Source organism: Oscillospiraceae bacterium, from assembly GCA_035353335.1.
In the GTDB taxonomy this organism is placed as follows: Bacteria; Bacillota; Clostridia; order Oscillospirales; family JAKOTC01; genus DAOPZJ01.
In genome coordinates this window covers 14,388-40,532 of the sequence record DAOPZJ010000011.1, presented here as the reverse complement: position 1 = coordinate 40,532, position 26,145 = coordinate 14,388, and the positions used below count along the sequence as shown (strand labels likewise).

Annotated in this window: 21 protein-coding genes; 5 read left to right on the top strand and 16 right to left on the bottom strand. The window is 48.7% G+C overall.

The window, feature by feature from the left end; translation table 11 throughout:
* Window positions 1-3 precede the first annotated feature (3 nt).
* The 12 genes from PKH29_03900 to PKH29_03845 form a co-directional block, all read right to left on the bottom strand.
* A complete protein-coding gene (locus PKH29_03900; GenBank protein ID HNX13977.1) occupies window positions 4-741 on the bottom strand; it encodes a DUF434 domain-containing protein in 738 nt (245 codons plus the stop codon).
* 142 nt (window positions 742-883) lie between these two features.
* Window positions 884-2,020 (bottom strand): carboxynorspermidine decarboxylase, encoded by a 1,137-nt coding sequence (gene nspC, locus PKH29_03895; protein HNX13976.1) that lies wholly within the window; start codon window positions 2,018-2,020, stop codon window positions 884-886.
* On the bottom strand, window positions 2,020-3,222 hold the full coding sequence (locus PKH29_03890; GenBank protein HNX13975.1) for a saccharopine dehydrogenase family protein: 1,203 nt from the start codon (window positions 3,220-3,222) through the stop codon (window positions 2,020-2,022). Before PKH29_03890 ends, nspC begins: the two co-directional genes overlap by 1 nt.
* 21 nt (window positions 3,223-3,243) lie before the next feature.
* A complete protein-coding gene (gene speB, locus PKH29_03885) occupies window positions 3,244-4,107 on the bottom strand; it encodes an agmatinase (protein HNX13974.1) in 864 nt (287 codons plus the stop codon).
* Window positions 4,097-4,951 carry a polyamine aminopropyltransferase gene (gene speE, locus PKH29_03880; GenBank protein HNX13973.1) on the bottom strand — a complete coding sequence of 285 codons (855 nt, stop codon included), beginning with the start codon at window positions 4,949-4,951 and terminating at the stop codon, window positions 4,097-4,099. Before speE ends, speB begins: the two co-directional genes overlap by 11 nt.
* Before the next feature lies 1 nt (window position 4,952).
* The gene (locus tag PKH29_03875) at window positions 4,953-6,401 is read right to left on the bottom strand and encodes an aminotransferase class I/II-fold pyridoxal phosphate-dependent enzyme (protein ID HNX13972.1); all 1,449 of its coding nucleotides are present in this window, start codon (window positions 6,399-6,401) and stop codon (window positions 4,953-4,955) included.
* A complete protein-coding gene (speD, locus tag PKH29_03870) occupies window positions 6,398-7,177 on the bottom strand; it encodes an adenosylmethionine decarboxylase (protein ID HNX13971.1) in 780 nt (259 codons plus the stop codon). The genes PKH29_03875 and speD overlap by 4 nt, the downstream gene beginning before the upstream one ends.
* Window positions 7,178-7,936: 759 nt before the next feature.
* Complete coding sequence (locus PKH29_03865) at window positions 7,937-8,872, bottom strand: dihydrodipicolinate synthase family protein (protein ID HNX13970.1); 936 nt, start codon at window positions 8,870-8,872, stop codon at window positions 7,937-7,939.
* A gap of 110 nt (window positions 8,873-8,982) precedes the next feature.
* Window positions 8,983-11,406 carry a PAS domain S-box protein gene (locus PKH29_03860; GenBank protein HNX13969.1) on the bottom strand — a complete coding sequence of 808 codons (2,424 nt, stop codon included), beginning with the start codon at window positions 11,404-11,406 and terminating at the stop codon, window positions 8,983-8,985.
* Between the two features lie 389 nt (window positions 11,407-11,795).
* Window positions 11,796-14,774 (bottom strand): glycoside hydrolase family 31 protein, encoded by a 2,979-nt coding sequence (locus PKH29_03855; protein HNX13968.1) that lies wholly within the window; start codon window positions 14,772-14,774, stop codon window positions 11,796-11,798.
* A gap of 26 nt (window positions 14,775-14,800) precedes the next feature.
* On the bottom strand, window positions 14,801-15,973 hold the full coding sequence (locus tag PKH29_03850) for a uroporphyrinogen decarboxylase family protein (GenBank protein HNX13967.1): 1,173 nt from the start codon (window positions 15,971-15,973) through the stop codon (window positions 14,801-14,803).
* 107 nt (window positions 15,974-16,080) lie between these two features.
* Window positions 16,081-17,004, bottom strand: a complete 924-nt coding sequence (locus PKH29_03845; protein HNX13966.1) for an arginine deiminase family protein — start codon at window positions 17,002-17,004, stop codon at window positions 16,081-16,083.
* A gap of 185 nt (window positions 17,005-17,189) precedes the next feature.
* Between PKH29_03845 and PKH29_03840 the strand changes: the two genes are divergently transcribed.
* On the top strand, window positions 17,190-17,624 hold the full coding sequence (locus tag PKH29_03840; GenBank protein HNX13965.1) for an OsmC family protein: 435 nt from the start codon (window positions 17,190-17,192) through the stop codon (window positions 17,622-17,624).
* A 7-nt stretch (window positions 17,625-17,631) separates the two neighbouring features.
* Here PKH29_03840 and PKH29_03835 read toward each other — a convergent pair whose 3' ends face one another.
* From PKH29_03835 to PKH29_03820, 4 genes are all read right to left on the bottom strand, one after another.
* Window positions 17,632-18,207, bottom strand: a complete 576-nt coding sequence (locus tag PKH29_03835; GenBank protein ID HNX13964.1) for a uracil-DNA glycosylase — start codon at window positions 18,205-18,207, stop codon at window positions 17,632-17,634.
* Between the two features lies 1 nt (window position 18,208).
* Window positions 18,209-19,744, bottom strand: a complete 1,536-nt coding sequence (locus tag PKH29_03830) for an FAD-dependent oxidoreductase (protein ID HNX13963.1) — start codon at window positions 19,742-19,744, stop codon at window positions 18,209-18,211.
* A 238-nt stretch (window positions 19,745-19,982) separates the two neighbouring features.
* Entirely contained in the window at window positions 19,983-21,044 is a 1,062-nt protein-coding gene (locus tag PKH29_03825; protein HNX13962.1) for a dihydrodipicolinate synthase family protein, read from the bottom strand.
* Complete coding sequence (locus PKH29_03820; GenBank protein ID HNX13961.1) at window positions 21,044-22,060, bottom strand: NAD(P)-dependent oxidoreductase; 1,017 nt, start codon at window positions 22,058-22,060, stop codon at window positions 21,044-21,046. The genes PKH29_03825 and PKH29_03820 overlap by 1 nt, the downstream gene beginning before the upstream one ends.
* Window positions 22,061-22,576: 516 nt before the next feature.
* On the opposite strand from PKH29_03820, the gene PKH29_03815 reads away from it, so the two are divergent.
* Genes PKH29_03815 through PKH29_03800 form a run of 4 tightly spaced genes read left to right on the top strand, consistent with a single transcriptional unit; the run spans window position 22,577 to window position 26,138 of the window.
* Window positions 22,577-23,464 carry a homocysteine S-methyltransferase family protein gene (locus PKH29_03815; GenBank protein ID HNX13960.1) on the top strand — a complete coding sequence of 296 codons (888 nt, stop codon included), beginning with the start codon at window positions 22,577-22,579 and terminating at the stop codon, window positions 23,462-23,464.
* A gap of 30 nt (window positions 23,465-23,494) precedes the next feature.
* Complete coding sequence (locus PKH29_03810) at window positions 23,495-24,556, top strand: hypothetical protein (GenBank protein HNX13959.1); 1,062 nt, start codon at window positions 23,495-23,497, stop codon at window positions 24,554-24,556.
* A 33-nt stretch (window positions 24,557-24,589) separates the two neighbouring features.
* The gene (locus tag PKH29_03805) at window positions 24,590-25,363 is read left to right on the top strand and encodes an AAA family ATPase (protein HNX13958.1); all 774 of its coding nucleotides are present in this window, start codon (window positions 24,590-24,592) and stop codon (window positions 25,361-25,363) included.
* Between the two features lie 25 nt (window positions 25,364-25,388).
* Window positions 25,389-26,138, top strand: coding sequence for an AAA family ATPase (locus tag PKH29_03800; GenBank protein ID HNX13957.1), 750 nt, complete (start codon window positions 25,389-25,391; stop codon window positions 26,136-26,138).
* Window positions 26,139-26,145: the final 7 nt, after the last annotated feature.

The window sequence follows — 26,145 nt, the reverse complement described above, 5'->3', positions numbered from 1 at the left end:
TTTCTATATACTATCTGTTTTATTCGACAAAATATATCCTTGGAGTTTGATAATCCATATGTCCTGAATTGCGGGAATCAGGATTTCATTCAGGTTTAACCAGCTCTCGCAGCGGTCTAAAATCACACTGTCGCTTGTGACAACGTTTGAAAGCTCATAGAGCGTCTGATCGACTTTATCGGCAAGTTCGATTTCGGTCTCGAATTGCTCTTCTTCGGCAATCTCCGCAATCCGGGTTTTCAATCTGCCGGAGTTGGAGATCGGTTTATCGAGCAGGAAAACCGCTTTTTGCGCGGAAAATTCCCGCAGCGCGGAGAAAATAAGTTTGATCGCGGTATCGGTCTTGTCGATCAGGCGGTAGGTGCCGCGCAATCCGGCGAGATCGCGGTAGGTCCCGTCCATGCAGGCAATCACCGGAGAACCGGACAATGCGACTTCGAGAGTAATGATCTGATTAAATCCATCAATGTGGACGGTCTCCCCTTCCGGAACCTTCCCCCGCTGTTTGGCCTTTCGGGCTGCGATATCTTTTTCGGAGGCGACGGCGCGCGTCAGGGCGACCCGTCCGCGCTCCGGGAGCAGATAGTGATTGCCGATGAAGGCGGAGGCGCTTTTGGCGGGATAGCCGCGGTTCAATAGGAAAAACAACTCCTCAGCCGCGCGGTTCAGCGTTCCGAGCGCGGAGCCGGAAAAATTGATCTTGTCAGAGGGATAATATCCGCGTTTTACCGATGCGCACATGATTTCATCCCCAGTCGAATCAGATAAGAACTGCTTGGGATTATTATACTACAGCAAAAAGCTGTCTTCAATCGCGAAAATGCAACCCGCTCGCCGTTTTTCAAGGCGGGCGGGTCTTATGCTGTTATATTGACGTATGCTATCAAGACAACCTGTTTTTGAAATTCTCATATCCGAACGTTCGGATATGCTCAATCTTGCCGTCCTTTTTCAACAATGCGATAGAGGGCAGGCACATGCCGTTGAAAGTGTTGTTTTTGACCATCGAATAAATCGCCATGTCCTCGAAAATCAACTTATCCCCGATTTTCAGAGGCGTGTCAAAAGAGTAATCCCCGATTATATCACCGGCAAGGCAGGTTGAGCCCGCAAGGCGGTAGGTATACGGCTTTTCTCCCGATTTCCCGCTCTGCCAAAGCGGCGGGCGGTAAGGCATTTCGATCACGTCGGGCATATGGCAGGCGGCAGAGGCGTCCAGCAGGGCGATGTCAATGCTATTATGAACGATGTCCAGCACCGAGGCTACCAGATATCCGGCGTAATAGGCGACGGCCTCGCCCGGCTCCAGATAGACCTCAACTTGATATTTATCCTTGAACCGTTTAATACAGTCAATCAACGTTTTTCGGTCGTAATCGGCTCGGGTGATGTGGTGGCCGCCGCCGAAGTTGACCCATTTAATTTTCATGCGCGGGATAAATTCGCCGAACTTTTCGTCCACCACCGCAAGCGTTTCGACCAGTGCGTCGCTGTTTTGTTCGCAGAGGGTGTGAAAATGCAGCCCCTCAATGCCGTCCAACAGGTCTTCGCGGAAGTTTTCTCGGGTGACGCCCAAGCGGGAGCCCTCGGCGCAGGGGTCGTAGATGCTTTTACCCTGCGTGGAATGCTCGGGATTGATCCGTATTCCGCAGCTTTTCTTGGCGGCAAGGGCTTTTTCGCGGTATTTTTCCCACTGGGAGAACGAATTGAAGCTGATATGGTCGCAAAGTGTTAAAATCTCGTCGAAATCCTTTTCGGGGTAAGCGGCAGAAAAGATATGAGTCTCTTTGCCCATCTCATCGTGGCCTAACTTGGCTTCGAACAACCCGCTTGCCGTCGTGCCCGAAAGATATTTCCCGATGAGCGGATAGACGGCAAACATCGAAAAGGCCTTCTGGGCAAGTAGAATTTTGCAGCCCGCCTGTTTTGCCACATCCGCTAAAATGACGAGGTTATCTTCGAGCCGCTTCTCATCGACGACATAGCAGGGCGTCTCGACCGAATAAAGGAGGTCGTTCATCAGTCAACGAGCACGGGGTTGAAATCTTCTTCCCACGGCAGGCCCCATTTGTTCAGCGCGTCCATAAACGGATCCGGGTCGAACTCTTCCATATTCCACACGCCCGGCTTATTCCAGATGCCGTTCATCACGAGCATCGCGCCGATCATCGCGGGAACACCCGTGGTGTAGGAGATCGCCTGGCTGCCGACTTCGCGATAGCACGCCTGATGGTCGCAGATGTTATAGACATAATAGGTCTTGGGCTTGCCGTCCTTGACGCCCTGGAAGATGCAGCCGATGTTGGTCTTACCGACGGTGCGGGGGCCCAAACTCGCGGGATCGGGCAGCACCGCTTTCAAAAATTGCAGCGGGATGATCTGATGGCCCTCAAATTCAATCGGCTCGATGGAAGTCATTCCGACGTCCTGTAAGCATTTTAAATGGGTGAGATAGCTCTGGCCGAAGGTCATAAAGAAACGGATCCGCTTGATGCCCTTGATATTGAGGCCCAAACTCTCCAATTCTTCGTGGTGGAGCAGATACATATCCTTTTTCCCGACGTCTTTAAAGTCGTATTCGCGCTTGATCTCCATCGGCTCGGTCTCGACCCATTTGCCGTTTTCCCAGTAGCTGCCCTTTGCGGTGACCTCGCGGATGTTGATCTCCGGATTGAAGTTGGTCGCGAACGGGTAGCCGTGGTCGCCGCCGTTGCAGTCGAGGATGTCGATATAATTTATCTCATCAAAATAATGCTTTTGCGCGTATGCCGAATATACGCCCGTCACGCCCGGGTCAAAGCCGCTGCCGAGCAATGCGCAGATTCCGGCCTTGTTGAATTTTTCCCGGTATGCCCACTGCCATTTATACTCGAATTTCGCAAGCTCCGGCGGCTCGTAGTTTGCGGTGTCGACATAATGCGTCTTGGTCGCAAGGCAGGCGTCCATAATGGTCAAATCCTGATAGGGCAAAGCGAGGTTCAGCACGACGTCCGGCTTGAACTTTTGAATCAGCGCAACGAGTTCGTCGACATGATCCGCGTCCACTTGCGCGGTTTGAATCTTGGTCTTGGTAGTGCCCTCGAGCTTGGCTTTGAGCGCATCGCACTTGGATTTGGTGCGGCTTGCGATCATGATCTCTTCAAAGGCCTCGCTGTTTTGGCAGCATTTGTGGATGGCGACACTCGCGACGCCGCCGCAGCCGATAATCATACATTTTCCCATAATATAGCCTCCTTTTAGGTTTTATTTTAAAATTTGTAATAGTACTTCCCGGGTGATTTTACAGGCAGCGGCCGTAGAACTGCCGCTCTGGTCGTAATGCGGGCAGAGTTCGACGACATCGCCGCCCACGATATTCAGCCGATTTAACTGTAAAATCGCTTCGATCAATTCTTTAAAAGTCACACCGCCGGCTTCGGGGGTACCGGTTCCGCAAAAGACCGAGGAATCGAGCACATCCAAATCGAGGGTGAAGTATACCGGCTGATCTTTCAATCGGGCGACGATCTGTTCGAAGCCCGCAAGATCAAACTTGCGTAAGTTAGTATGTGCCTGTGCGAATTCGAATTCATATTTTTCGCCGCTTCGGATGCCGAACTGATGAATCTTTCCGTCGCCGACGAGTTCCCATGCCCGGCGGATGACCGTGGAGTGCGACAATTTTTCGCCGATGTAGTCGTCGCGTAAATCGGTATGAGCGTCAAGATGGAGAATATGCAGATCCGGATAACGCCTGACCGCCGCGCGCAGAGCGCCAAGGGTAACCAGATGTTCGCCGCCCAGCATCAAAAAGCGCTTGCTATCCGAAAGCAGTTTTTGGGTATATTTTTCGATCTGCTGCAGCACGCGCCCGGTGTTGCCGAAGGGGAGTTCCAAATCACCGCCGTCATAGACGCGGAAATCGGTCAGATCTTTATCACAATAGGGCGAATAGGTCTCAATACCGAAAGACTCGTTTCGGATGGCGGACGGCCCGAACCGTGTGCCGGGACGGAACGAGGTGGTTCCGTCAAACGGCGCGCCGAACAACACCGCCTGCGCTTCTTTATACCCGGCATCACAGGCAAGAAAGGTTTGCACGTTTTTATGATTCGTATTATTTCTCATCGGCGAGCAGCTCCTTGATATAATTCGGCAGCGCAAAAGCTCCGAGATGCAGCGGTGTGTTGTAATAGTGAGTCGTAATTCCGAAACTGTTCCAGTAATCCGGTTTAAAGTCCTTTATGGGGTCAAGACCTTTGGAAGAAAAACCGAACAGCCAATGGCCTGAGGGATAGGTCGGTATATGCGCCTGATAGAGCCGGCTGACCGGGAAAATCTGCGCGTTGCACCGGTGCGCGGCCTGCATCTCTTTTGCGTCTCCTTTATAAAATGAACTCTCATGCTGATTGACAAGGATGCCGTTTTCGGTCAGCGCGTTAAAGCAGCTCCCGTAAAACTCCTTGGTAAATAACACTTCGCCGGGGCCGAACGGGTCGGTGGAGTCGACGATGATTAAGTCGTAAGCGTTTTCTTTGCGCCGGACGAACTTTAAACCGTCCTGAAAATGAAGCTGAACCCGGGAGTCGTCGAAACCGCTGGCAGTCTTTTGAAGATATTGCTTGCAGACTTCCACGACGCGCTCGTCGATTTCCACCACGTCGATCTGCTCTATTTGCTTGTACTTAATCAGTTCTCTTGCCACGCCGCCGTCGCCCGCGCCGATGACAAGCACGTTTTTGATCTCCGGATTGACGGCTATCTCAGGATGGGTGATCATCTCGTGGTAGATGAATTCGTCGCGCTCGGTCAGCATCATAATGCCGTCGAGCGTCAGAAACCGCCCGAATTCCGCCGAGTCGAACACCGAAATGGCCTGATAATCACTCTTTTCGTGGTAAAGCTGGCTGTTGACCTTGATGGAAAACCGAACTGTCGGGGCGTGATATTCGCTGTACCAAAGATCGTCCATGTTATTCTCCTTTCAGCACGTTTAGGCGGCTTGCGTTCATGCTTTCCGGGCCTGTGATCAGGCAGCCCTTTTCTCCGGAATAGCGGATATAGCGGATGATTTCGTCAGTGATGCGCTCACCCGGCGCTAAAATCGGAATTCCCGGCGGATAACACATCACAAACTCGGTGCAGACTTTTCCGACACATTCATCGATGGGTAAGCTGATTTTCTCCGCGTAAAAAGCCTTTTGCGGGGACATCGCCACAACGGGATTGATGTATTCGCTGTCGAGCAAATCCTTGTTGGTGCGTTTATAGATGCGCCGGATCTCGCTTAATGCACTGATCAGGCGCTCGATGTTTTTATGCTTGTCGCCGACCGAGATATAGGCCAAAATATTGCCTAAATCCCCAAATTCGATCTGGATTCCGTATTCATCGCGTAAAAGATCGTAGACCTCGATGCCCGCAAGGCCGATTCCGAGGGTGTTCACCGAGAGTTTTGTCGTGTCGAAATCAAAGATACTGTCGCCGTTGACGAGCTCTTTGGAGTAGGCGTAATAATCGCCGATGGCGTTGATCTCCTCCCGTGCATATCCGGAATAGCGCGTCACTTTTTCAAAGATTTCCGGGCCCTGCAGCGCGAGATTTCTTCTCGAAACATCAAGACTGGAAAGCAACAGATAAGAGCCGCTGGTGGTCTGGGTCAGGTTGATGATTTTCCGGACGTAGTGGGGATTCATCTTCGGCCCGCATAACAAAATGGAACTCTGGGTCAGCGAACCGCCCGATTTGTGCATGCTCACCGCTGCCATATCTGCACCTGCCGCCATGGCCGAAACGGGCATATTTTTTCCGAAATAGAAATGCGTTCCGTGCGCCTCATCCGCTAAAACCAGCATGCCTTTTTCATGGGCGATCTGTGTGATCTGCTTGATATCGGAGCAGATGCCGTAGTAAGTGGGGTTGTTCACCAAAACAGCTTTAGCATGTGGGTGCTCCTCAATGGTGTGCCGGACCTCCGCCACCGACATCCCAAGGGAGATTCCGAGCTGCTTATGGGTCTGCGGGTTGATGTAGATCGGAACCGCGCCGCAGAGCACCAGGGAATTGATCACGCTCTGGTGGACGTTGCGCGGTAAAATGATCTCGTCCCCGCCTTTCACGCTCGAGAGGATCATCGCCTGAACCGAGGAAGTCGTTCCGCCGACCATGAAAAAGGCATTTGCCGCGCCGAAGGCCTCAGCGGCGAGCATCTCCGCTTCCATGATCACACTGGTGGGGTGGCAGAGGTTATCTAGCGGTTTCATCGAATTTACGTCCACCGAGAGACACTGCTCCCCCAAAAACTCTGTCAGTTCGGGATTGCCTTTGCCGCGCTTATGACCCGGAACGTCGAACGGAACCAGGCGGTCATATCTGATCCGTTCCAGTGCCTCCATCAACGGCGCGCGGCTTTGGTCGCTCATTTCTTTGCCTCCGGGAAAATAATCTGGCCGCTGAAAATTTCGATCATCTCGCGTCGGAGGGCGTTGATGATGTCCAGGCGGATTTTCGGCGGGATTTCATAGACGTCGGAATTGAAAAGATAGTTCTGGAGCACCGGGTCTTTAATCAGCATCTTGGTATGAAAGATATTTGCCTGATAGACGTTGATATCCACGGCATCGTATTTCAAAAGGGTCTCTTGATCAATATAATTCTGAATAGAGACGATGTTGTTGTCGTTGAACAGCTTCTTTCCCTCCATGTTGCGCGTGAAGCCGCGGACGCGGTAATCGATCGTGATGATATCCGAATCAAAGCTGCCGATCAAAAAGTCCAGCGTCGAAAGCGGGGTGATCTCGCCGCAGGTGGCGACGTCGATATCCACGCGAAACGTGGCGATGGAGGTCTCGGGGTGGTATTCCGGATAGGTGTGCACCGCGATGTGGCTCTTGTCCAAATGCGCGGTCACCGTCTCGCCGCTGCGGTTTTTGAGCATGCTCTCTTCCGCAATCAAAAAGGTGACGCTGGCCCCCTGCGGCTCATAATCCTGTTTGGAGATGTTCAGAATCGTCGCGCCGATCATATCAGAGAGTTTTGTCAATATTTCGGTCAGCCGTTCGGAGTTATATTGTTCGTTGATATACTTGATATAGTCCTGCTGTTCGCGGGCGGTTTTGGCATAACAGATGTCGTAAATGTTGAAGCTCAGAGATTTGGTCAGGTTATTGAACCCGTACAGCCGAATTTTTTCATCCATGTTTTGTGCAGCCTCCAAAATAAAAAAGATGTGCCACCGTACTGTGGTACATCTTCGTGAAACACCCAATTCCATTCGGAGGCAGACAATTTCGCAAACCCCGTCAATGAACAGAGGGATTGCCTGCTTCTTTTTGATTCTCAGAGTCTATACAGTAAGAACTACTTTTACTACTCTTATTGATCGGTTTCACAAGCGTGTACCCTAGTACACTTGGTTATGAAGTAACCAACTGGCAATTGAGTTGCCAACTTATAGAACTTTGCGCTCTTAACGCAATCAATAACGTGAAGGAAACTTCTCTATTGGTTCGGTGAAGTTTTCTTCACAATCGGCAGTTGACCCGGCTGTCCGTATGGCCTTTGATTTCAAAGCTGAAACCGGTCAAAGTGTTCTCGCTATATGCGATGAGAACGCTGTCATTATAAAACAGAAACTTTTCTTTTGTCAAGGATTTCGGCAAAACCTTTTTTAAGAAATTTTACCCGTTTCGGCAATGTTGAAAAAACCCAAACGGATGACCGTGCGATGAGATGCTGTCCGTTTGATAAACTGTTCAGAAGCAAGGATTTTATGTAAGGCCCGAGTCAAAGCACCATGTTTCACGCCACATACGTATAGTATTTTTAATGAAAAAAGTCCGCTTTGCAAGACAGCAAAAATAAGGGATAAAAAACACGCACCCGATAAGCGCGCGTTTTGAGCAATGCAGGTAATTAATTCCGTGCTGTTTAAAAGAAAAAATGAATAGCTATATAATCAATATCCCGACTGAGGTTCCAGCCAATCGGGATAATTTTCTTTGACAAAACAGCGAAACTTTTCGAACACTTCTTCGCCGTAACAGGTGTAAGGGGGCAGCAGACGCAGCGGAAATTCCGAATCGACCAGTTTGGAAAACATCTTATCATAAGCGCCGTCGATTTTGGTTCCCTCGCAGAGGCGATGCAAGGTTCGGTTCATCGCCATGATTTCGCGGTAAAGTGGGATTGCCTTGCCCGTTTCGCCGCTTACTGCGGCGTTATAATATTCAAACGCTTTTTTGATATTGATGTTTCCGACGGTGATCAGCAAGCTGCATTCGCCCAACAGATTGCCGTGGAGCAATGCCGCTTCGGTCACGAAAAACTGCAGCGGACTGTTTGCGGTCGCAATCTCTCCGACCACGAAAAAGTCGTTTGAACAAAACTTTGCCCCGGCTAAATTCGGAATCTCCCCGGATAATACCGTCAGTTCCTGCACGGTCAACAGCCGTTTGGTACGCAGAAGATTATAATAGACAAACCGGCAGTCGGGAAACGGGTCGCAGACATCATGGAAAAACCGATTCATTTCCGCGTCCGACAGTGCGCCCCAGCAGGGCATGGTGATCATAAAGTCGCGTAGGCCGTATCTGTAGGCCATCTTAATCCGTTTTAGAACGGTGGTCTGTGACATGCTGATAACACCCGCCATGGGCTCCAAGCCCGGGGCTTTCATCTCGTCGGCAAACGTCCGGATAACTTCTTCGTACTGTTCGTCGGACACCGCGTACCCTTCGCCTGCCGTACCGAAGACATAGATGTGCGTAATCCCTCTGCCGGTAATCGCCCGGATCTGGCGGCGGAATATTTTTTCATCAAATTCGTTATTTTCAGCCCAAGGGATCACCGCGCTGGCAAGGATGGTGCACGGGTAACGTTTAACGGTTTCCATCTATTTTTATTCCTCTCGTAATTCTAAGGATATATAATATGAATTTATATTGTTGCCGAAACAACTGATACAAGAATTCTCTTAAAAAAGTCAAACGGACGTGCGCTGATTCATGCACCGATAGTATTATTCATAAACACTTGTGCGACTTTAGGATCAAATTGAGCGCCGGAGCAGTTTTTAATTTCAGCCAATGCGGCTTCTTTTGACATAGCTGCTCTGTAAGGCCTGTCCTCAGTCATGGCGTCAAAAGAATCTACAACCGAGATAATTCTTGAGATTAAGGGGATTTTTTCTCCCGTTAACCCTTGCGGATAACCTTTTCCATCCCATCTTTCATGATGACACAAGATGTATTCGGCAATTCCTTGTAATTCCGGAATTGTCCGGGCGATTCGGAATCCGATCTCCGGGTGTTTTCGGATTTCAATCCATTCAATTTCATTCAGTTTACCGGGTTTCGCAATGATATTCCCGTCAATTCCGATCTTTCCAAGGTCATGCAGCGTCGTAGCTAACTCAAGATCCACCAGTTCGTCTTGACTTAAACCAATATTAATACCTATATTTTTAGCCCAATTGACCATTCTTTCCGCATGAGCTTCCGTTTCATTGCTTTTTTCAAAAACAGCCGTTTTAATGGTTGTCAACAGCGAACTATGGATGCTCTTGTTATTTAAAAGTTTACGCCGGCTCATATGCTCCTCGGCAATTTTTATCAGCTTTCCGATTTCTTCTTCATTTTTGTTTTTTGTCACATAACCGATGGATATGCTGTTGAGGTGAGAAGAGCCGCTGATTAAGGAACGCTTATAAAATGCCTCGGTGATTTTTTCAAACAGTGATTTGGCTGCGGCTTCATCTGTTTCCGATAAAATCACAGAAAACTCGTCTCCGCCGGTTCTTGCGATAATATCATTCGGACGACAACATGTTTGCAGCAGCGCCGCTGCTTCCCGTAATAATATGTCCCCTTGATCGTGCCCGAAAATATCGTTGACCAACTTCAAACTGTTGATGTCGCCAACCATTACGGAATACGGAAGATTTCCCGAGTCATCAATCTTTTTTAGTGCTTTCTCAAAATATAAACGATTATACAAACCCGTCAGTACGTCATGATTTGTCAAATGTAAAATTTCTTCTTCTTTTTGCTTACGTTCCGTGATGTCCCGGCTGATTCCGATGAGCCCGAGCAATTTTCCCTCAAAATTGTAATACGGTGTTTTTAATGTTTCTAAAACTTTTTTATGCCCATCCGAAGACCGGGTGGTTTCTTCGTTGATGTTCGGCGCTTTCTTTTTCATCATTTCAATATCCATAGCTCTGAATAAAGATGCTAGTTTTTCATCAAATAAATCAAAATCCGAATGCCCGACAATATTTTCTTTTGTTTTTCCGGCAAAGTCTTCAAAGGCCTTGTTACAACCCATATAAATGTTGTTTTGATCTTTGTAAAAAATCAAATCGGGAATTGAGTCCAACAGGGAAACCATCAGACTTTCTTTATTTGAATATTCTAAATACAGATTCTTATATTTATTTTCGCTGTTGCGAAGATCATTTTCTGACTCAATTAAATCTGTGATATCTTGAACCATACAAATATGGCTGCCGTCGTCGTTTAGAGAATTGGTGTGTAATGCTGCGATAATTAAATGCACCCAAACGATGGACCCATCCGGCTTAATATACCTTTTCCTCATCGAATATGACGTAATTTCCCTTGCAATTAGCCTGGAAAATTGATCTTCATCTTCGTGAAGATCATCCGGGTGAGTATACATTTGCCATCCTACACTGCGGATTTCATCCTTTGGTCTGCCGGTGATTTCTTCCAGTTTCGGATTGATAAAGAATGTTTCGTTTTTATTGGCAATGGCAATACCGATGGGGGCTTGATTAAAAACAGCACTGAACCGTATTTCAATTTCCGCGAGCATTGTTTTTGTTTGTACGGCATTTTGGAAGTATAACGTAATCATGCAAAGTGCTAAAACGCCAAGCGGATAAACAAATAATACCGGCCCGGCGATCGTTTTTATTGTCTCGAATGCAATATTGCGCGGCAGGGACAGCGCACACAAAATCATTACCACATGAGTAACCAAACCAAAAATATAAAATTCAACCCATTTGAATTTTTGTCTTTTTATGATTTTATTAAATCTGAAATGCTTCCAGAGTAAACCTGTTACGGCAGTAAGTACTGTCACTAACACCCCCATAACAGCACCTGTTCCGCCCATTACAATTCTATAAGCAGAAATTAATAAAACTGCAATACCGGTAGGAATTCCGCCGTAAAATATTGCCGTCACACTAATTAGAATTGATCGGGTATCAAATATCAGACCCGGTGATAATTCCACGGCACTGAGCATTAATACGATTCCGATTCCCCCAACGATGAGCCCATGGAGAATACTCGCATAAATAGGATTCTTGCGTTGTTTTAAGTAGAAGATATTCCCTGCTATGCTCATTGAAATCAACAGCGTTGTATTATACAGCAAATCTTTGAATAATTCCATTTACTCACCTCCTGCGTTGATTAACATTTAAATTAAAACAAAATAATTTCTTTTTCGACCTTCCGGGTTGCAAAATATTATTGCTTTTTCGGAAATTCAAGAAGATAAACTACCTTAATTTATATGATTTTCATAAAATTTCCGAACATTGATTTTGGGGAAAAAGCGATCAATGATTAATATCAAAGTTAGAAAAAAGTGGTTTTTGCTTTTATACTGCTTGAAATATTTTTGTTTGACAAACCGATAATATTTGATTTTATATCGCTCGATAACATACCGATTATATAGGGTTAATAATGATTTGTCAATAAGAATGGCTGCGCAGGCGATTGGCCCATTCTTCGGTGTTATTAAGAAAACAAACGGTTATGCCGATATCATTGTGATCAATCAAGATGATACCTGAAGTCGGCCGGTGTAACGCCTTTGGCATTGAAATGAAAGACGACATCCGGCGGTTCGGTCGGGCTGCCGAGAACAATCGCCGGAAACCGCGCCGTGCCGCAAACGGCTGCGGAAGAATGATTCCGTTCGATCTCGCGCTCCTCGTTGCCTGTAATTTGAATCGTTACCGCGCATTTGGCGGAGCGAATGATTTCGTTGTTGTATTTGATTTGCGCATAAGTGTAAACGTAATAACGGAGCCAGCAGTCTCCGGCGTAAAGACGGATTCTCTCGGGGGGATTGAACACCGCATCGAACGTGCCCTGAACGACTTTAACGTCGAGTTTTTCGCCGGGGAGTCCCTGACTTTGCGCGGTGACCAAAGCATTGCCCTCGGTTTTGGAAGAGATGAGGACGGTTTCGGCGACTCCGTTTTGGGTCACGGCTTCTATCATCTGCTGACCGTTTGTAAAACTGCCGCTGCCGGACACGGTGAATATCACTGGGATTTTCTTGTTGACCGGAAGCCCGTTCGAATCTTGGAGAACGGCTTTGATAATCGTTTGACTTTCGCCGTCCGCAAGAAGCACCGGATATTGACTTGAAAGGGCGATTTTTTGCGCGACAGCGCCGTATCTTCTGCCAATTTGTCCTTTTATGATTTGCAAATCAATCTCGGATGAGGTTTCGGCGTTTTTTGCCCATTCGATTTCGTTATTATAAAAGCTGAGATAATCGGCGGTTTCCCCTTTTAATTTCCAACAGGCAGTGGGTTTAATCCAAAGGATTTGCGCATCGCTGTCAAAGTGCCAACCCGATTTGAAAGAGGTCAACAAACCGCTGAGATCGGAAGACTCGGACAGAGTGGTCTTCCCAAGCATTATTTTTTCGGGGATATTCACAAGATGAATTTTAATCAGATGTGCTTTTTCGCGTTTTCCTGTGTATACTCCGATTGATTCGCCGATCTGTACCCCAACCGTATCTTTCAATTCCTCGCAATTAATCTCCGTAAGGGCATAACGGTTATTTTCGTATTCAAAGGTCTCGCCGTCATCGGCGTAGATTTGAGCGCTCGATTTACCGTGCGGATAGATGTCGAGAACGGATAACTCCTGTTTGTTTTGCGAAATCGAGTCGCCGGCATTTGTCATCGGGATAATCGCGCCAGCTTTGACAAACAGCGGCCCCCCGACGGTTCCGGGCCATGAAGCGGTATGCCATTCTCCGCTGCTCGGAACGGTTTTACCCGTCCAATAATCGATCCAGCGGCCTTTCGGCAAATAAATCGGTGCGGTGTTTTGAGCGACGGCTTTCTCAGCGTTTTCACGGAAGTCCATATTGACTTGCGTTTTGCCGGTTCCGACCAATAAAAAATTACCGAGCATAAACTGCTTATCTAGCAAAGCGGTATTCGGGTCGTCTTGGAACTCTAAAATCATCGGGCGCAGCATGGGCGTACCCTGAGTATGGGCTTGCCACAGAGCGGTATAAAGATAGGGGAATAAACTGCTTTTGAGTTTGGAATAAAAGCGGGTGACGTCCATATTCGCTTCGGAATAACGCCACGGCTCGCGGTAATACGCCCAGCTGTCGATGATGGAAAACGGGGTCAAAAAGCCGAAATGCAGACCCTCGGGGGATTCGCTGTCCATGTCCTGGCTGACCATCGCATGACCCGACAGACCGGCGTTCAATGCGCCGTTGCCGAGTTTGAAATCGCCCGCCCACGCGGTGGGAAACATCTGAGAGGACGTGGAGGAGTTATAGGCGTGCAGCATGACGATGGTCCGTTTGCCCGTCACCCGGCGGAAACCGTCAAACAGCGTTTTGGTGTAAAGCGTGTTGGTGATGTTTTTGGTCTCTTCCTCGGTATAGTCGTCCGTATCTTTGACAAAAACGCTGACATCGGGGTTCAAAACCATTTCGGTGGTGGTGATGCACCGGGGATACGGGTCGTCCTGTTTATAAAAGGCCACGCCTTTTTTGATGCTGGCATCGACGCGCTGTTCGAACCACTTGTCTCTGACATTCGGGTCGAGATAGCTCTCGGTGGGTGCTTTGCCGGACTCCCACAGCTCGAATTTAAATCCCATATCACCAAGTTGTTTGATCATTTTTTCGGGCTCGGGAAAACGCTCTCTGTTCCAAATCCAGTCCATGCTGTACCAGGTCTCTTCCCAACCGGGCTCAAGGCCGAGCATGTAGCAAGGAATTTGCTCGCTGCGAAACCGCTTTGCGATATTCAAGAGCCCCTTGTCGTCCTCAAAACAGCGGGCGATATAGCACATGCCCATTGCCCATTTCGGCACCATCACGGGTCTTCCGGTCAACGCGGTGTAGAGATTTAAAATATCTTTGAAAGAGGGCCCGTAAAAGATAAAGAAATCAACATGACCGCCTTTGGCGAAAACGGAATAGAAATCTTCACCGGTAAAATCAAAGGTCTGGTCAAACGTGTTCGCGGAGAAAAATCCGTATCCGGCGGTGCTTAAAAAATAGGGTGTGGTCGCTTCGTTCCAGCGGTAATTGCGGGTAAAAGTGAGCTTGTGACCGCGGGCGTCCAGTGTCTTGCGCTGAAAGCCGAACCCGTAGAAATGCTCTTCGGGTTTCATGTCAAAGGTGAGCAAACTCTCTTTGCCGATTTGAGGTGCATCGGCGGTTTTTAAAATACAGTGATTCTGTTTATCAAAAAGCTGAATCCGGGCGTCCTTTTTGCCGACGGAAACGACGAGATTACGGGTGCTGATACGATACTCTTCCCGGGTTTCGGCAAAGTCAAAAGGCGTTTGTTCCAGAGATTCTTTGACATACCCGAGCTCCGCCATAATCGACGGACGCGGATTCGGGACTTTGCTCATGCGCACGCGCAGGATGGACGCCTCCGGGAAATTGAGTTTTAAAGTCACCTCGTTTTCGCAGGTGAAGATGAGGTCGTCCTTGATGATTTGTGACGCAATGATTTTTCCGGGCTGAAGCAAAATAATCCCTCCAGAATTGATTATATTTAATAAACGCCGCATTCTTTGGCGGTTTTAATAAAGGCCTCGAGATTTTTAAGCGGTGTGCCGTATTCCAAAAAATCCGCCGACTGAACGATGCATTTTCCGTTGGGTTTGACGGTATCAACCAGCGTCTTGGTAGTCTTTATAACATCTTCTTTTGTGCCTTTTTGAAGCACATTGACCTGATCGATGCCCGCGAGCATCACATAATCCCCGTCAACCAGCGCTTTGGCCTTTACAATATCGGTATCCCCGAGCGGCGGGGGCGAGAAGGGCTCGACGATTTTTACACCGAGTTGTTTATAAGATTCAACCAGATTCATAATCTGCCCGCAGTTGTGATACATCGCCGGAACACCGGTTTTTTGGCAGAATTCGATGTACTTTTTTTCGAAAGGCAGTATGTATTGATCGTAACATTTTTTACCCACAAAACCCCCGGCGACATTGCCGCCGACGCAGAGCACGTCAGCTCCGGATTCGCTCATTGCGCGAGTGTATTCCAAAATCCTGTCCGCCGCGAAATTCATCAGCTTTTCATAGTATTCGTAATCTTCAAGGAACAGCGAATACAGCACATCCTGCTCTATCAATAAAGAGGCGTTGTTAAACGGGCCGTGGGGTGCCCAAACGCCGACAATGCCGTCTTCGCCAACCGCGTCTTTCATCCGTTTGACTTTTCGCTTGACATCCGCTTTGAAGGCCTCAGGCATTCTCGGCTCGTACTTGATTGCGATTTCAAGGTCTTCGGCATTCTTGATCGGCTTTTTGGTGCAGCCGTACATATAGGTGCCTTTTCGCAGTTCGTTGATCGAAAATTCCTGTTCGAGTTTTCCGTCCGGTGTTGAGATGACGGACTTTTTCACCAGCGTATTGCCGTTGCGGTATTCTTCGGTTTTAATTTCCCAGTTCTCGGTGTTGTGGGTGATGTCCAAGCCGCCCATGTGAATATGTAACGGGTCGGTGACGTCATACAGCATGCGCAAAAACACGTCGGCGCCGAGCTGTTTTTGAATTTCGATCACTTTCAGCTGCAGGGCAGGGTAATCCCACGGGTCGATATCGGGATAGACCTGCGTGATAAAATGCCCCTGATCCGCGATGAACAACGTTACCGGAACGCGATCCGGCATTTTCCCGTTCATCACGCTTAAAAATCGTTCCCGCGGCGTCATTTCAAGCACCTCCCGGATAATGTTTTCAAAACCATCCGGATGCATTATACCGCTGTCTCAGTGAACATGCAACCAAAAATTGAAAAAACCTCTGCGAATTGTTCTGCTTAATCGTTGCGGTGGATTCTCATCGTAATACAACGCAAACTGCCGCCGCCCGCCAAAAGCGCCTCGGGGTGGAAGAAAATAAACTTTACGCCTTCCTGTTCTAACAGGTTAACGGTCTTTGGATCATACGAGATGTCATAACAGAAGATGGTTCTGGGCTCGAGCGGCACAAACGAACTGCCCCAATGCTGCTGTTCCCGGTCGGACAAGGGAACTAACGTGATATTCCGTTCTTTCATCCAAGTGTTCAAGTCGATTTCGGCTCTCTTTTCCCGTGTGATATAAAACGTTTTCAAAAACGCCGGCGGATACCAGACCATCAGATGCTCAGTGATGCGGTTAAGAACCATATCAGGGTGCATATAGCGCCTCTCCTGCGGGATTTCGGCATAGATGACTTCCTCAAAGTACGAGAGGATATAGGTGATGAATTTTTCGATGGCTTTTTTATCGTGGCGCTCGGTGTCCGCTACGAAAAGAGTTTTGGGCGAAAGCAATAAGCAGCCCTCGAACGCATCACCCTCACAGGGCTCATAGAGGATGGGGATACCTAAATCGGTTAAAGCTTCTTTCACGACAATCTCTTCATGGCAGCGCCCCATGGAGGACATGTTGGACAAGATCGCCCCGTGAGAACTGATGACCGCGATATCGTGCATATAGGCGAGATTCGGCAGCCGCTCGAGCAAATCCCGGTTGCGGTGGACATGGTCGGATAAATGCAGCACGCGAACTCCGTGCTGTTCAAGGAGCGCGCAATATTTTCGGTGTTCTTCCAAATATTTATCCACATTCGGTACTGCATCAAACAGGAAAAACTCCCGGTTATCTTCGTTGACTTTGGAAAGAGATTCTACCGGGCAATGCACCATTGCGGTGACTAACCGCCCCAATTTTTCGATGCCGTATTGAATTTTTTCCATAGATCCGCTCCTGTCGGTCAATAAATATTATAGTGTATACGAAATTGAATGATAAAACCGCTTTTCATTGAATTCGATAACGTTCAAATAAAGAGAGAAAATACCGGTCAAAACGTAAAACAACAGTATATTCGTAAATAATGATATGAATAATAATGTCGAAATTTAAGATGAGGAGAAATTTTATGCCAATTCTCAAATTCGGTGTAACAGCCAAGAGTGAAAGCAACACCAAAACGGAAGTCGCCACAAGAGGATTTAAAGTAATCATCGACGAACCTGAAAGTTTGGGAGGTACGAACACCGGAGCGAATCCGGTCGAATATCTGTTGGCGGCGCTTTCGGGCTGTCTCGGAGTAGTCGGTCATCTGGTTGCCGGGGAGATGGGATTTCAGCTGAACGGATTGGATTTTGTATTGGAAGGCGATCTGGATCCGGCGAAGTTCACGGGCAAGTCCATGGCCGGCCGGGCGGGATACACTGAAATTCGGGTAACCATGATCCCAAATGCGGATGCTGACAAAGAGACCCTGGACAAATGGCTGAAAGTTGTCGAGAGCAGATGCCCTGTGAGTGATAACATCGGCAACGCCACTCCGCTACGCATTTCATTGGGTTAAGATTAAATTATATTGATAAGGAAAAATATCTGTCTGCGAGCATTTCCCAATCTTGCAGATACTGATTGAATAGATTCGGCCTTCTTCTGACGGCAAACGGGTGGTAGGTAACCGCTGTGAGAAGGCCCTTTTTTATATGCCAAATGCCTCTGAGATTTTTTATTTCCGCGTCTTTATCTTGAAAGAACCATTGGGCCGCGGTGTTTCCCATGCAGAAAGCCAGTTTGGGCTTTTGTTCGCTGATTTGCCGTATCAAGTAATCAAAACAAATTCCGCGGGCTTCTTCCTTGCAGTATTTGCGCACAGGTCGGCACTTCAATACATAAGTCACATACAACTCATCCATATTCAAACCGGCCCGGCTGGCACCAATTTGCAATGTCTGCCTTGTGCCGCAGATAAATTCTCTGCCTTCCTTGTCCTCTCGGGCTCCGGGATTGTCCAAAATCACAATAATCTGCGCTTTCGGATTTCCTTCACCCCAAATGACTCTGTTCCGCTGACGGAATAATTCGCATTTTCGGCAGTCAGCCGCCTCCGGCGGCGCTTTATCTTCGGGCAGGATCTGAGGGATAAAATCCATTTTAATCTTTTGTAATCAGATCGGTGTATTTTCCCCTGAACAACACCTTGAGTGAGTCCTTCGGCGGGCCCTCGAGCAGCTTTCCTTCAATGCTGTAGCGACCGCCGTGCGCAGGGCAGTCCCAGGTCTGCTCGGCGGTGTTGAAATTCAATTCGGTTCCCATATGGGTGCAGGTGATGTCTATAATGATCACATCATCCCGGTCACCCCGGTAAATTCCGGCCTTTTCCCCTTTAAAATTGATGACTCTGCCCTCCCCGGGATGAAGATCTTTGACGCTCTCCGTCCCTTCCAGTTTGGACTTGATCAGTTCGAGAACGGGATTGACCGCGCCGACAAAGGCCTTTCCGAAAGAGCTGAAAATATCTTCGCGGGTTCTGGAATATAAACTCTCGTAACGGCAGTTCCCGGACGCAATGAGATCGGAGATCATCATTCCGGCAAGCGTTCCGTTGGAAAGTCCCCATTTCCGGAACCCCGACGCGACATAGATATTCGAATGGTCCGAAATTCTGCCGATATACGGCAGCTCGTCCGGCGTGTCATAATCCTGCGCCGACCACTTGGCAAGCACTTCGTCAACGCCCGCGATTTGATCGGCAAATTGAATCAGATGCTGATGGTGAAGCGACATATCTTCGTATCCGCGCCCGGTGTCGTGGTTTTCACCGACCACGATCAAAATGCGCTCGTCATTTTCGATATGGGTTCTGATCGAACGGGCAGGGTCTCCGATGTTGATATAACTGCCGTCCGGCCAGTCCCGTTTCGCTTTCGCGGCGACACCGTAAGCCCGTTTCGGATAAAGGCGCATATAAAACAAGTTCGGGCCGTCGTAAAAGGGATACTGCGTCGCCATGACGACATGCTTTGCTTTGATTTCAATGTCATTCTCGCAGAGTACGGTTTTGATGTCGCCGTCTTCCGGCTTTACGGCTTTCGTATCGCAGTATATCACCGCTCCCGCCTCTGCTGCCGATTTGGCCAGCCCTTCGACATATCGGACGGGGTGCAAAACATACTGATCTTTGTAAGCGAGCAGCCCGTGATTTTCATGGGGAAAATCGGCGTGCCTGATCAGCTCCGCATCGATCTCCGCCTTTTTGGCGGCCTCATATTCCAGATTCAGCGTATCCCATTCTGCCGGGTTCTCGGCGTAAATATAGGCTGTGTTTTTACTGAGCTGACAATCGATTGAGAGCTTTTCGACCGCGGTTTTCACGAAATCCAAGGCGCTGCTCTGAGATTTCGCGTAATCAAAAGCCGCATCGGCGCCGTATTTTTCTTCGGTTTTATAATAGACGATCCCATGCTGGACGGTCACTTTCCCGGTTGTGTTTCCGGTCGTCCCGCCGCATAAAATCCCGGCTTCTATCAAGACGGGTTTCAGGCCTTTTTGTGCCAGGCAATAGGCGCATGTGATACCCGTAATTCCGCCGCCGATAATCAAAATATCGGTTGAAATGCTTTTATCCAGCCGGGGATAATGGGTTTTGTCTCCGGTTTGATTCCAATATGAAATGGTATTATTACTCATTTTACAGCCTCCGGCATATACTTTATGGTATAGTTTTCATATAACAACAGAGTTTTATACGGCTTCCGATCCCCCGAAGTTTCAATGATAAAAAGAAAAAGTGAGGTTGTCCTCACTTATATTTTCTGATGTTTCTTTTGCCGATGTATTACTAAGGCGTTCACTTTTGAGATCCTTCCGTTATGCCGAAATCAGCATTTTTGAGGTCAGGAAAAAAGCGCAAAGCTTGATTTCAACCTCACGCCTTCCAGTCTTTGATATTTGCGGCAATAAACCCGTCGTCATTTAAATGTGGATACATCCGATATATGCGGTCGATTTCCTCTGTTTGCCCGGGGGAAAGGGTCTCGTTTTCATCCAGGCACCAAATCCCCTCCAGAAGACCCTGCCTTCTCAAGACCTCATGCAGTCCGGCAATACAGCCCTTGAATTGATGTGCCGTATCGAAAAATGCGGCGTTGGCATCGGTCACTTCGGCGGCAAGGGTCAGGAGTTCGGTCGGGATTACGTCTTTCGCCGCAGCCGTTTTAATTTTTTCAAATAACTTGACCGCAGTGTGCGTCCAAACCGACCAGTGGCCGAGCAGTCCTCCTACAAACCGTTTTTCGTATACTTTCCCGCAGTCGGTGAATCGATATTTCGTCAGCAGATCGATGATGATGTTGTCGTCGTTTCCGGTGTAGAGCGCAATTTGATCGGCTCTTTGCGACAGCGCCGCTGCCCTGACGACGTCCAAGGTTTGATATCGGTTAAACGGCGCGCTTTTGATCGCAACCACTTTTTCAATTTCGCAGAGCGCTTTCCAATAATCGAAAGAAAATACTCTCCCGCCCACCGAGGGCTGAAGATAAAAACCGACAACCGGTATGATTTCCGCAACCGCTTTGGTACGCGAGAGCAATTCTTCTTCGGTAAAGTCACTTAATCCCCCCGGGCTCAGCAGCACCGCGTCATACCCGTATTTTAAAGCGGTCTCGGCTTCTTTGACCGCCTGTTTGGTCCGACCGCAGGCACCCGCAATTTTTACGATTACCTCTCCGGTTTGGCGCTCATAGGCCTCGGCTTCCTCGGATGCGATCTGCAAAACCGGTTCGAACAAATTAATTTCAGGCTTTCGGATGGCGAATTGAGTCGTATGGACGGCGGCGGCCAATCCGCCTGCACCCGCCGTCAGATAATAGCGGTTTAAAAGCCGCTGTCTTTTTTCATCTAATTTTCTCTCTGCGGTCAATGCCAGCGGAGTTGCCGGAATCACGGTTCCTTCGAAGAGTTTTAACAAAGCGCGCTCATGACGGCCCATTAATATTTCCCCTTCCTCTCTTCGAAGTGTGTCGGCTTTCCGAGCGACCTTCCCCCGTCCGAAATCCACTCCGCCTGCCACTCTATCAGCTCATCAACACTCACCGAAGGAATTCCGAATGTCTTCATTGCAAGATCCGAATTGCTGAGGTATGCGATTTGGGCTTCTTCCCCTTCAAAAACAGGGTGCTTTGAGAGCAGTTTTCCGAGTTTTTCGGCTGCATCCCGAACCGAGACCGTTTCGGGGCCTGTGATATTCATTTTAACGGCGGGACTGCCGGTATGCAGCAGCGCCCGCAGTGCCATTTCGTTTGCGTCGCCCTGCCAGATGCAGTTAAAGCACGGAGTTGAAAGCTTGATCGGTTTTCCCCCGAGGAGCTGCGCCGCGATATCATAAAGTACGCCATATCGCAAATCCACGGCGTAATTCAACCGATATAAAAAAACAGGCGTGCTATAGGTCTGTGATCCGTATTCGAACATGCGCTCACGCGCAAGACACGACATCGCGTATTCACCGACGGGTTCGGGAATGGTTTGTTCGGAAGCGCCGCCCGAGGCAACCGGAACCATAGGATAAATATTGCCCGAGGAAAAAACGACGATATTTGATTTTTTAAACCGCTCCGCGACCAGCGCCGGCAGCCAGGCGTTCATTGCCCAGGTCTGCGCTTCCTGACCGTTTGTGCCGAACTTTCGACCTGCCATATAGATGATATTTTCAACATCGGGCAGCTTGCTTAATATATCGGGTTCCAACAAATCGGCCGAAATCGTTTCGATTTGATTATCGTGCATCAGATTTACTGCGATGGGATCGGTGAAACGGGAAACCGCAATGATCCGCTTTGAAAGTACTGAGGCATCAACGGCTTTTTTGGCGAGCAGGGCAAGGGTCGGGCCCATCTTTCCTCCCGCGCCGAGAATCATAATATCCCCTCGGATTTTTTTTATATCGGCGATCAGTTGAGAGGAAGGCGCCGTGAGTTTTTGATCAAGTAATTCTTCGGTCCACATAATCTTTTCTCCAATGTCAGCAAAGATATTTTATAAACATATCGGTCTTGTTCTCCGGGTAAGATTTGAGTTTACTTCATGGTTCAAACTTATGGGGATTATTTTCCGCTTCGTCGGCTGACAGAATTTTCTCTTTGGATTGTCGGGAATTTCGTTCTCTCATGGTTTGATGTCCCTCAGAAAGAAAATGTTTGATTAAATAATAAATCGGGGAGATGGAATTGTCAATCAAAGACTATTATTTGCTCCGGTTTTAAAAGCGTTTTTCATTTATATCATAAGGTAAAATCATTATAAAACAAACCGATCCATGGCTGTAATTAACATTGACAATATCTCATTTTGCGTGATAAGGTATATATGATGATAAGCCGTTTATTTCGGCTTATATCAATATCGGAATGTATCGAAAAATATTTTTAAAATTCAAAAAATAGTTATATAAAAGAATTTCAAAATATTCTAATATGGATACGATTCTGGGCAATTCTTAATTTGCGAAAGGATGGTCATTTTATGCCTGAAAAAATCGTAGAGGCAGTCAAAGCGGGTAAAGTATTGGTTTCGGACGGAGCTTGGGGAACATTTTTGTATAAGAAGGGTTTAAAACCCGGCGAATGCCCCGAACTTTGGTGCATCGACAGATATGAGGACGTCAAAGATATCGCAAAAAGTTATATTGACGCAGGCGCGGATATGATCGAATCAAACAGTTTCGGCGGCACCTGTTACAAACTGCATGGATTCGGACTTGAAAAGAGAGTGGCCGAGATCAACGAAGCGGCAGCAAAAGCGTCGCGCGAAGCGGCCGGAGACAAACATGTGATCGCGTCCATCGGTCCGACCGGAAAAATGCTCGTGATTGAAGAAGTCACCGAACAGGAATTATACGACGCGTTCAAAGAACAGGCCATCGCGCTCGAAAAGGGCGGCGCGGATGCGGTGTGCATCGAGACTATGAGCGATAAAGAAGAAGCCGCGATTGCGATCAAAGCGGTCAAAGAAAACACCAAGTGCGAAATCGTCTGCACCTTCACCTTTGAAAAGACCAAAGCCGGCGATTACCGCACCATGATGGGCGTATCGCCTGTCGAAGCAGCTACCGCGGCTGTCGAAGCCGGAGCGGACATCATCGGCGCAAACTGCGGAAACGGCATGGAACGCATGATCGAAATCGTCCGTGAAATCCGGGAAGCATTCCCCGATAAGCCGATTCTCGTGCATGCAAACGCCGGTCTTCCGGTCAACATCGACGGAAAAGACGTCTATCCCGAATCCCCCGAGAGCATGGCCGGTTTCGTTCCCGCGATCGTCAAAGCGGGCGCCAACATCATCGGCGGCTGCTGCGGCACAACACCCGCGCATATTAACGCCATCAAAAAAGCAGTTTCGAATTTAAAATAGCCTTATCAAATAACAACAGGAGGATTTTTTATGAAGCCCAGATTGATATCGACCGCCATCGGCAGCATGCCGTTTGAGGATGCGGATTACGCCGTCAAGACCTCGCTTGAAAAACTGGACGCCCCGATTTGGCCGCAGCTTCCGCGGCTCGGACTGAACGAGCAGATGGAGATTCAATACAGCGAAGGAATCCCCTGCGCTGTGATTGATTATGATAAAAGAAGAATGTTTATCGACACTTCGGGAGATTATTCCGAGGCATTTGCGGAATTCTATGAAAAGTATATGACCGCAATGGACCCCGACAGCGGCGACGGCGATTGCTCCTCCATGGCGATCAGCGAGAACTTCTCCAAAGGTATTTATGCGCTCGAAAAAGCGCTGCAGGGAAAAGGCAAACGGCTTTTTTTAAAAGTTCAAACCACAGGCCCGTTGAGTTTCGCCCTGACGATTGTGGACGAAAACAAACGCGCGATCTATTATAATGACGAGTTCAAAGATGTCATCATCAAATCGCTGGCGATGAAGTGCCGCTGGCAGATTCAAAAATTCAAACCCTATGCCGAAAACATCATCTGCTTCATCGACGAACCGATTTTGTCGGCGTTCGGAAGCTCCACCTATGTCTCGGTTCAGCGGGATGATGTGGTCGCGAGCCTGAATGAAGTCATCGAGGCCGTGCATGCGGACGGCGCGTTTGCGGGCATTCACTGCTGCGGCAACACCGAGTGGAGCATTTTAATCGACGCGGGCGTTGACATCGTCAACTTCGACGCGTTTGAATACGGCAAGACCATCGCGATGTATGCCGATTCCGTCAAAGCGCATCTCGCAAGAGGCGGCATGCTCGCGTGGGGCGTTGTGCCCACTTCCAAAGCGATCCGCGAACAGACGGTGGATACGCTGGAAGCGCAGCTGGAAGCCATGATGGATAACCTCGCCGCGCAGGGGATCGATAAAAAACTGATACTGGAACAGGCTCTGATTTCACCCTCCTGCGGCACGGGTTCACTCGATCCGGCAGATGCCGAAAAGGTCTTCGAACTGACGAATCAGCTTTCCAAGAAAATGAGAGCGAAATACGGTTTTTAGTCTTTTAGCGGCAGCGAACAAGGAGAATAAACCATGAAAATAGCCATTTCCGGAAAGGGCGGCGTCGGCAAATCGACGATCGCCGGTGCGCTTGCGCTCTATTTTGCGCAAAAGGGCAACAAGGTACTTGCGCTGGACGCCGATCCGGACGCCAATCTGGCGAGAGCTTTGGGGATTCCCGATGAGGAGCAGAAGAACATCGTCCCCATTTCCCGACAGATTGCGCTGATTGAAGAGCGGACCGGCGCCAAAGTTGCGCAATACGGGCAGATCTTCAAGATGAATCCCGAGGTAAAGGACGTAGCGGATGGCTATGCCTACCCATATAAAGGGGTATCTCTGCTGGTGCTCGGAGCCATCAAGGCCGGCGGAAGCGGCTGTGCCTGCCCCGAAAACACCTTTATCAAGGCGCTTGTGACGGATTTGGTACTCTATAAAAACGAGACGCTGATCATGGATATGGAAGCGGGCATCGAGCACCTCGGACGCGCCACCGCAAGCGGAGTGGATGTGATGATCGTGGTCGTCGAACCCGGTCAGCGCTCTGTCGACTGCGCAAAAACCATCCTGCGTATGACCAAAGAAATCGGCTTGAAAAACGTGGTGTTGGTCGGCAACAAGGCGGCAAATCAGGCGGACGAGGACTTTATCCGCGATTCGCTCCCGGGGCAGGAGATCATCACGATTCTGCCTTATTCGGAGGCCGTGAGAAGCGCGGACCGGGACGGAAAATCCGTTTTAGACGGTAATGATGCGGTGCTTTCGGCCAAACTGCAGCAATTATTTGCAAAGATCGAAGATATTTAGCGTGGCTTCCAGAAAGGAATAAACAATGGGACGTATCATCGCACTATCGGGCAAGGGCGGCGTCGGCAAGACGACGATCTCCGGCTTGATTATCAAACAGTTGATCGAAAACGGAAAAACTCCGGTGCTGGCCATCGACGCCGACCCAAACAGCTGCTTAGACGCGGCACTCAATGTGACGGTTCAAAAAACCGTGGGCGGCGTGCGCGAGCAGGTCCGGGAGGAAGTGCAGAAAGGGCTTACGGGCGTCTCCAAGCAGGAAATGCTTCGATTGAACATCGAAGAGAGTTTGGTCGAATCCGACGGTTTTGACCTGATTGCCATGGGCAGACCGGAAGGTCCGGGCTGTTACTGTTATGCAAACAATGTGCTCAAATCCGTGATCGCGGAGATCGCCGGTCAATATCCGTATGTCGTGCTTGACAACGAAGCGGGATTGGAAAATCTGTCCCGCAGAATCGTTCAAAAAGTGGATGTGCTGATCATGATCTCCGATCCTTCCAATGCGGGACTGAACACGTTGAGCCGCCTGCATGCGCTTGCGCAGGAGATGGAGATCAAATACGAAAAATTGATCATTATCGTGAACCGCGTGCGCGGAGAGCTTCCGCCCAAAGCAGAACAGATCAAAGCGGAAACACAAGCGGATGAAGTGATCGCGCTGCCGGACGATGCCGAAATCGCAGCTTTTGCCGAACAGGGCAGGAGCCTTTTTGAGATGACCAAGGAGAACAAGACGGTGAACATCATTGACCGGCTTGTTCGAAAATTTTAAGAGGAGT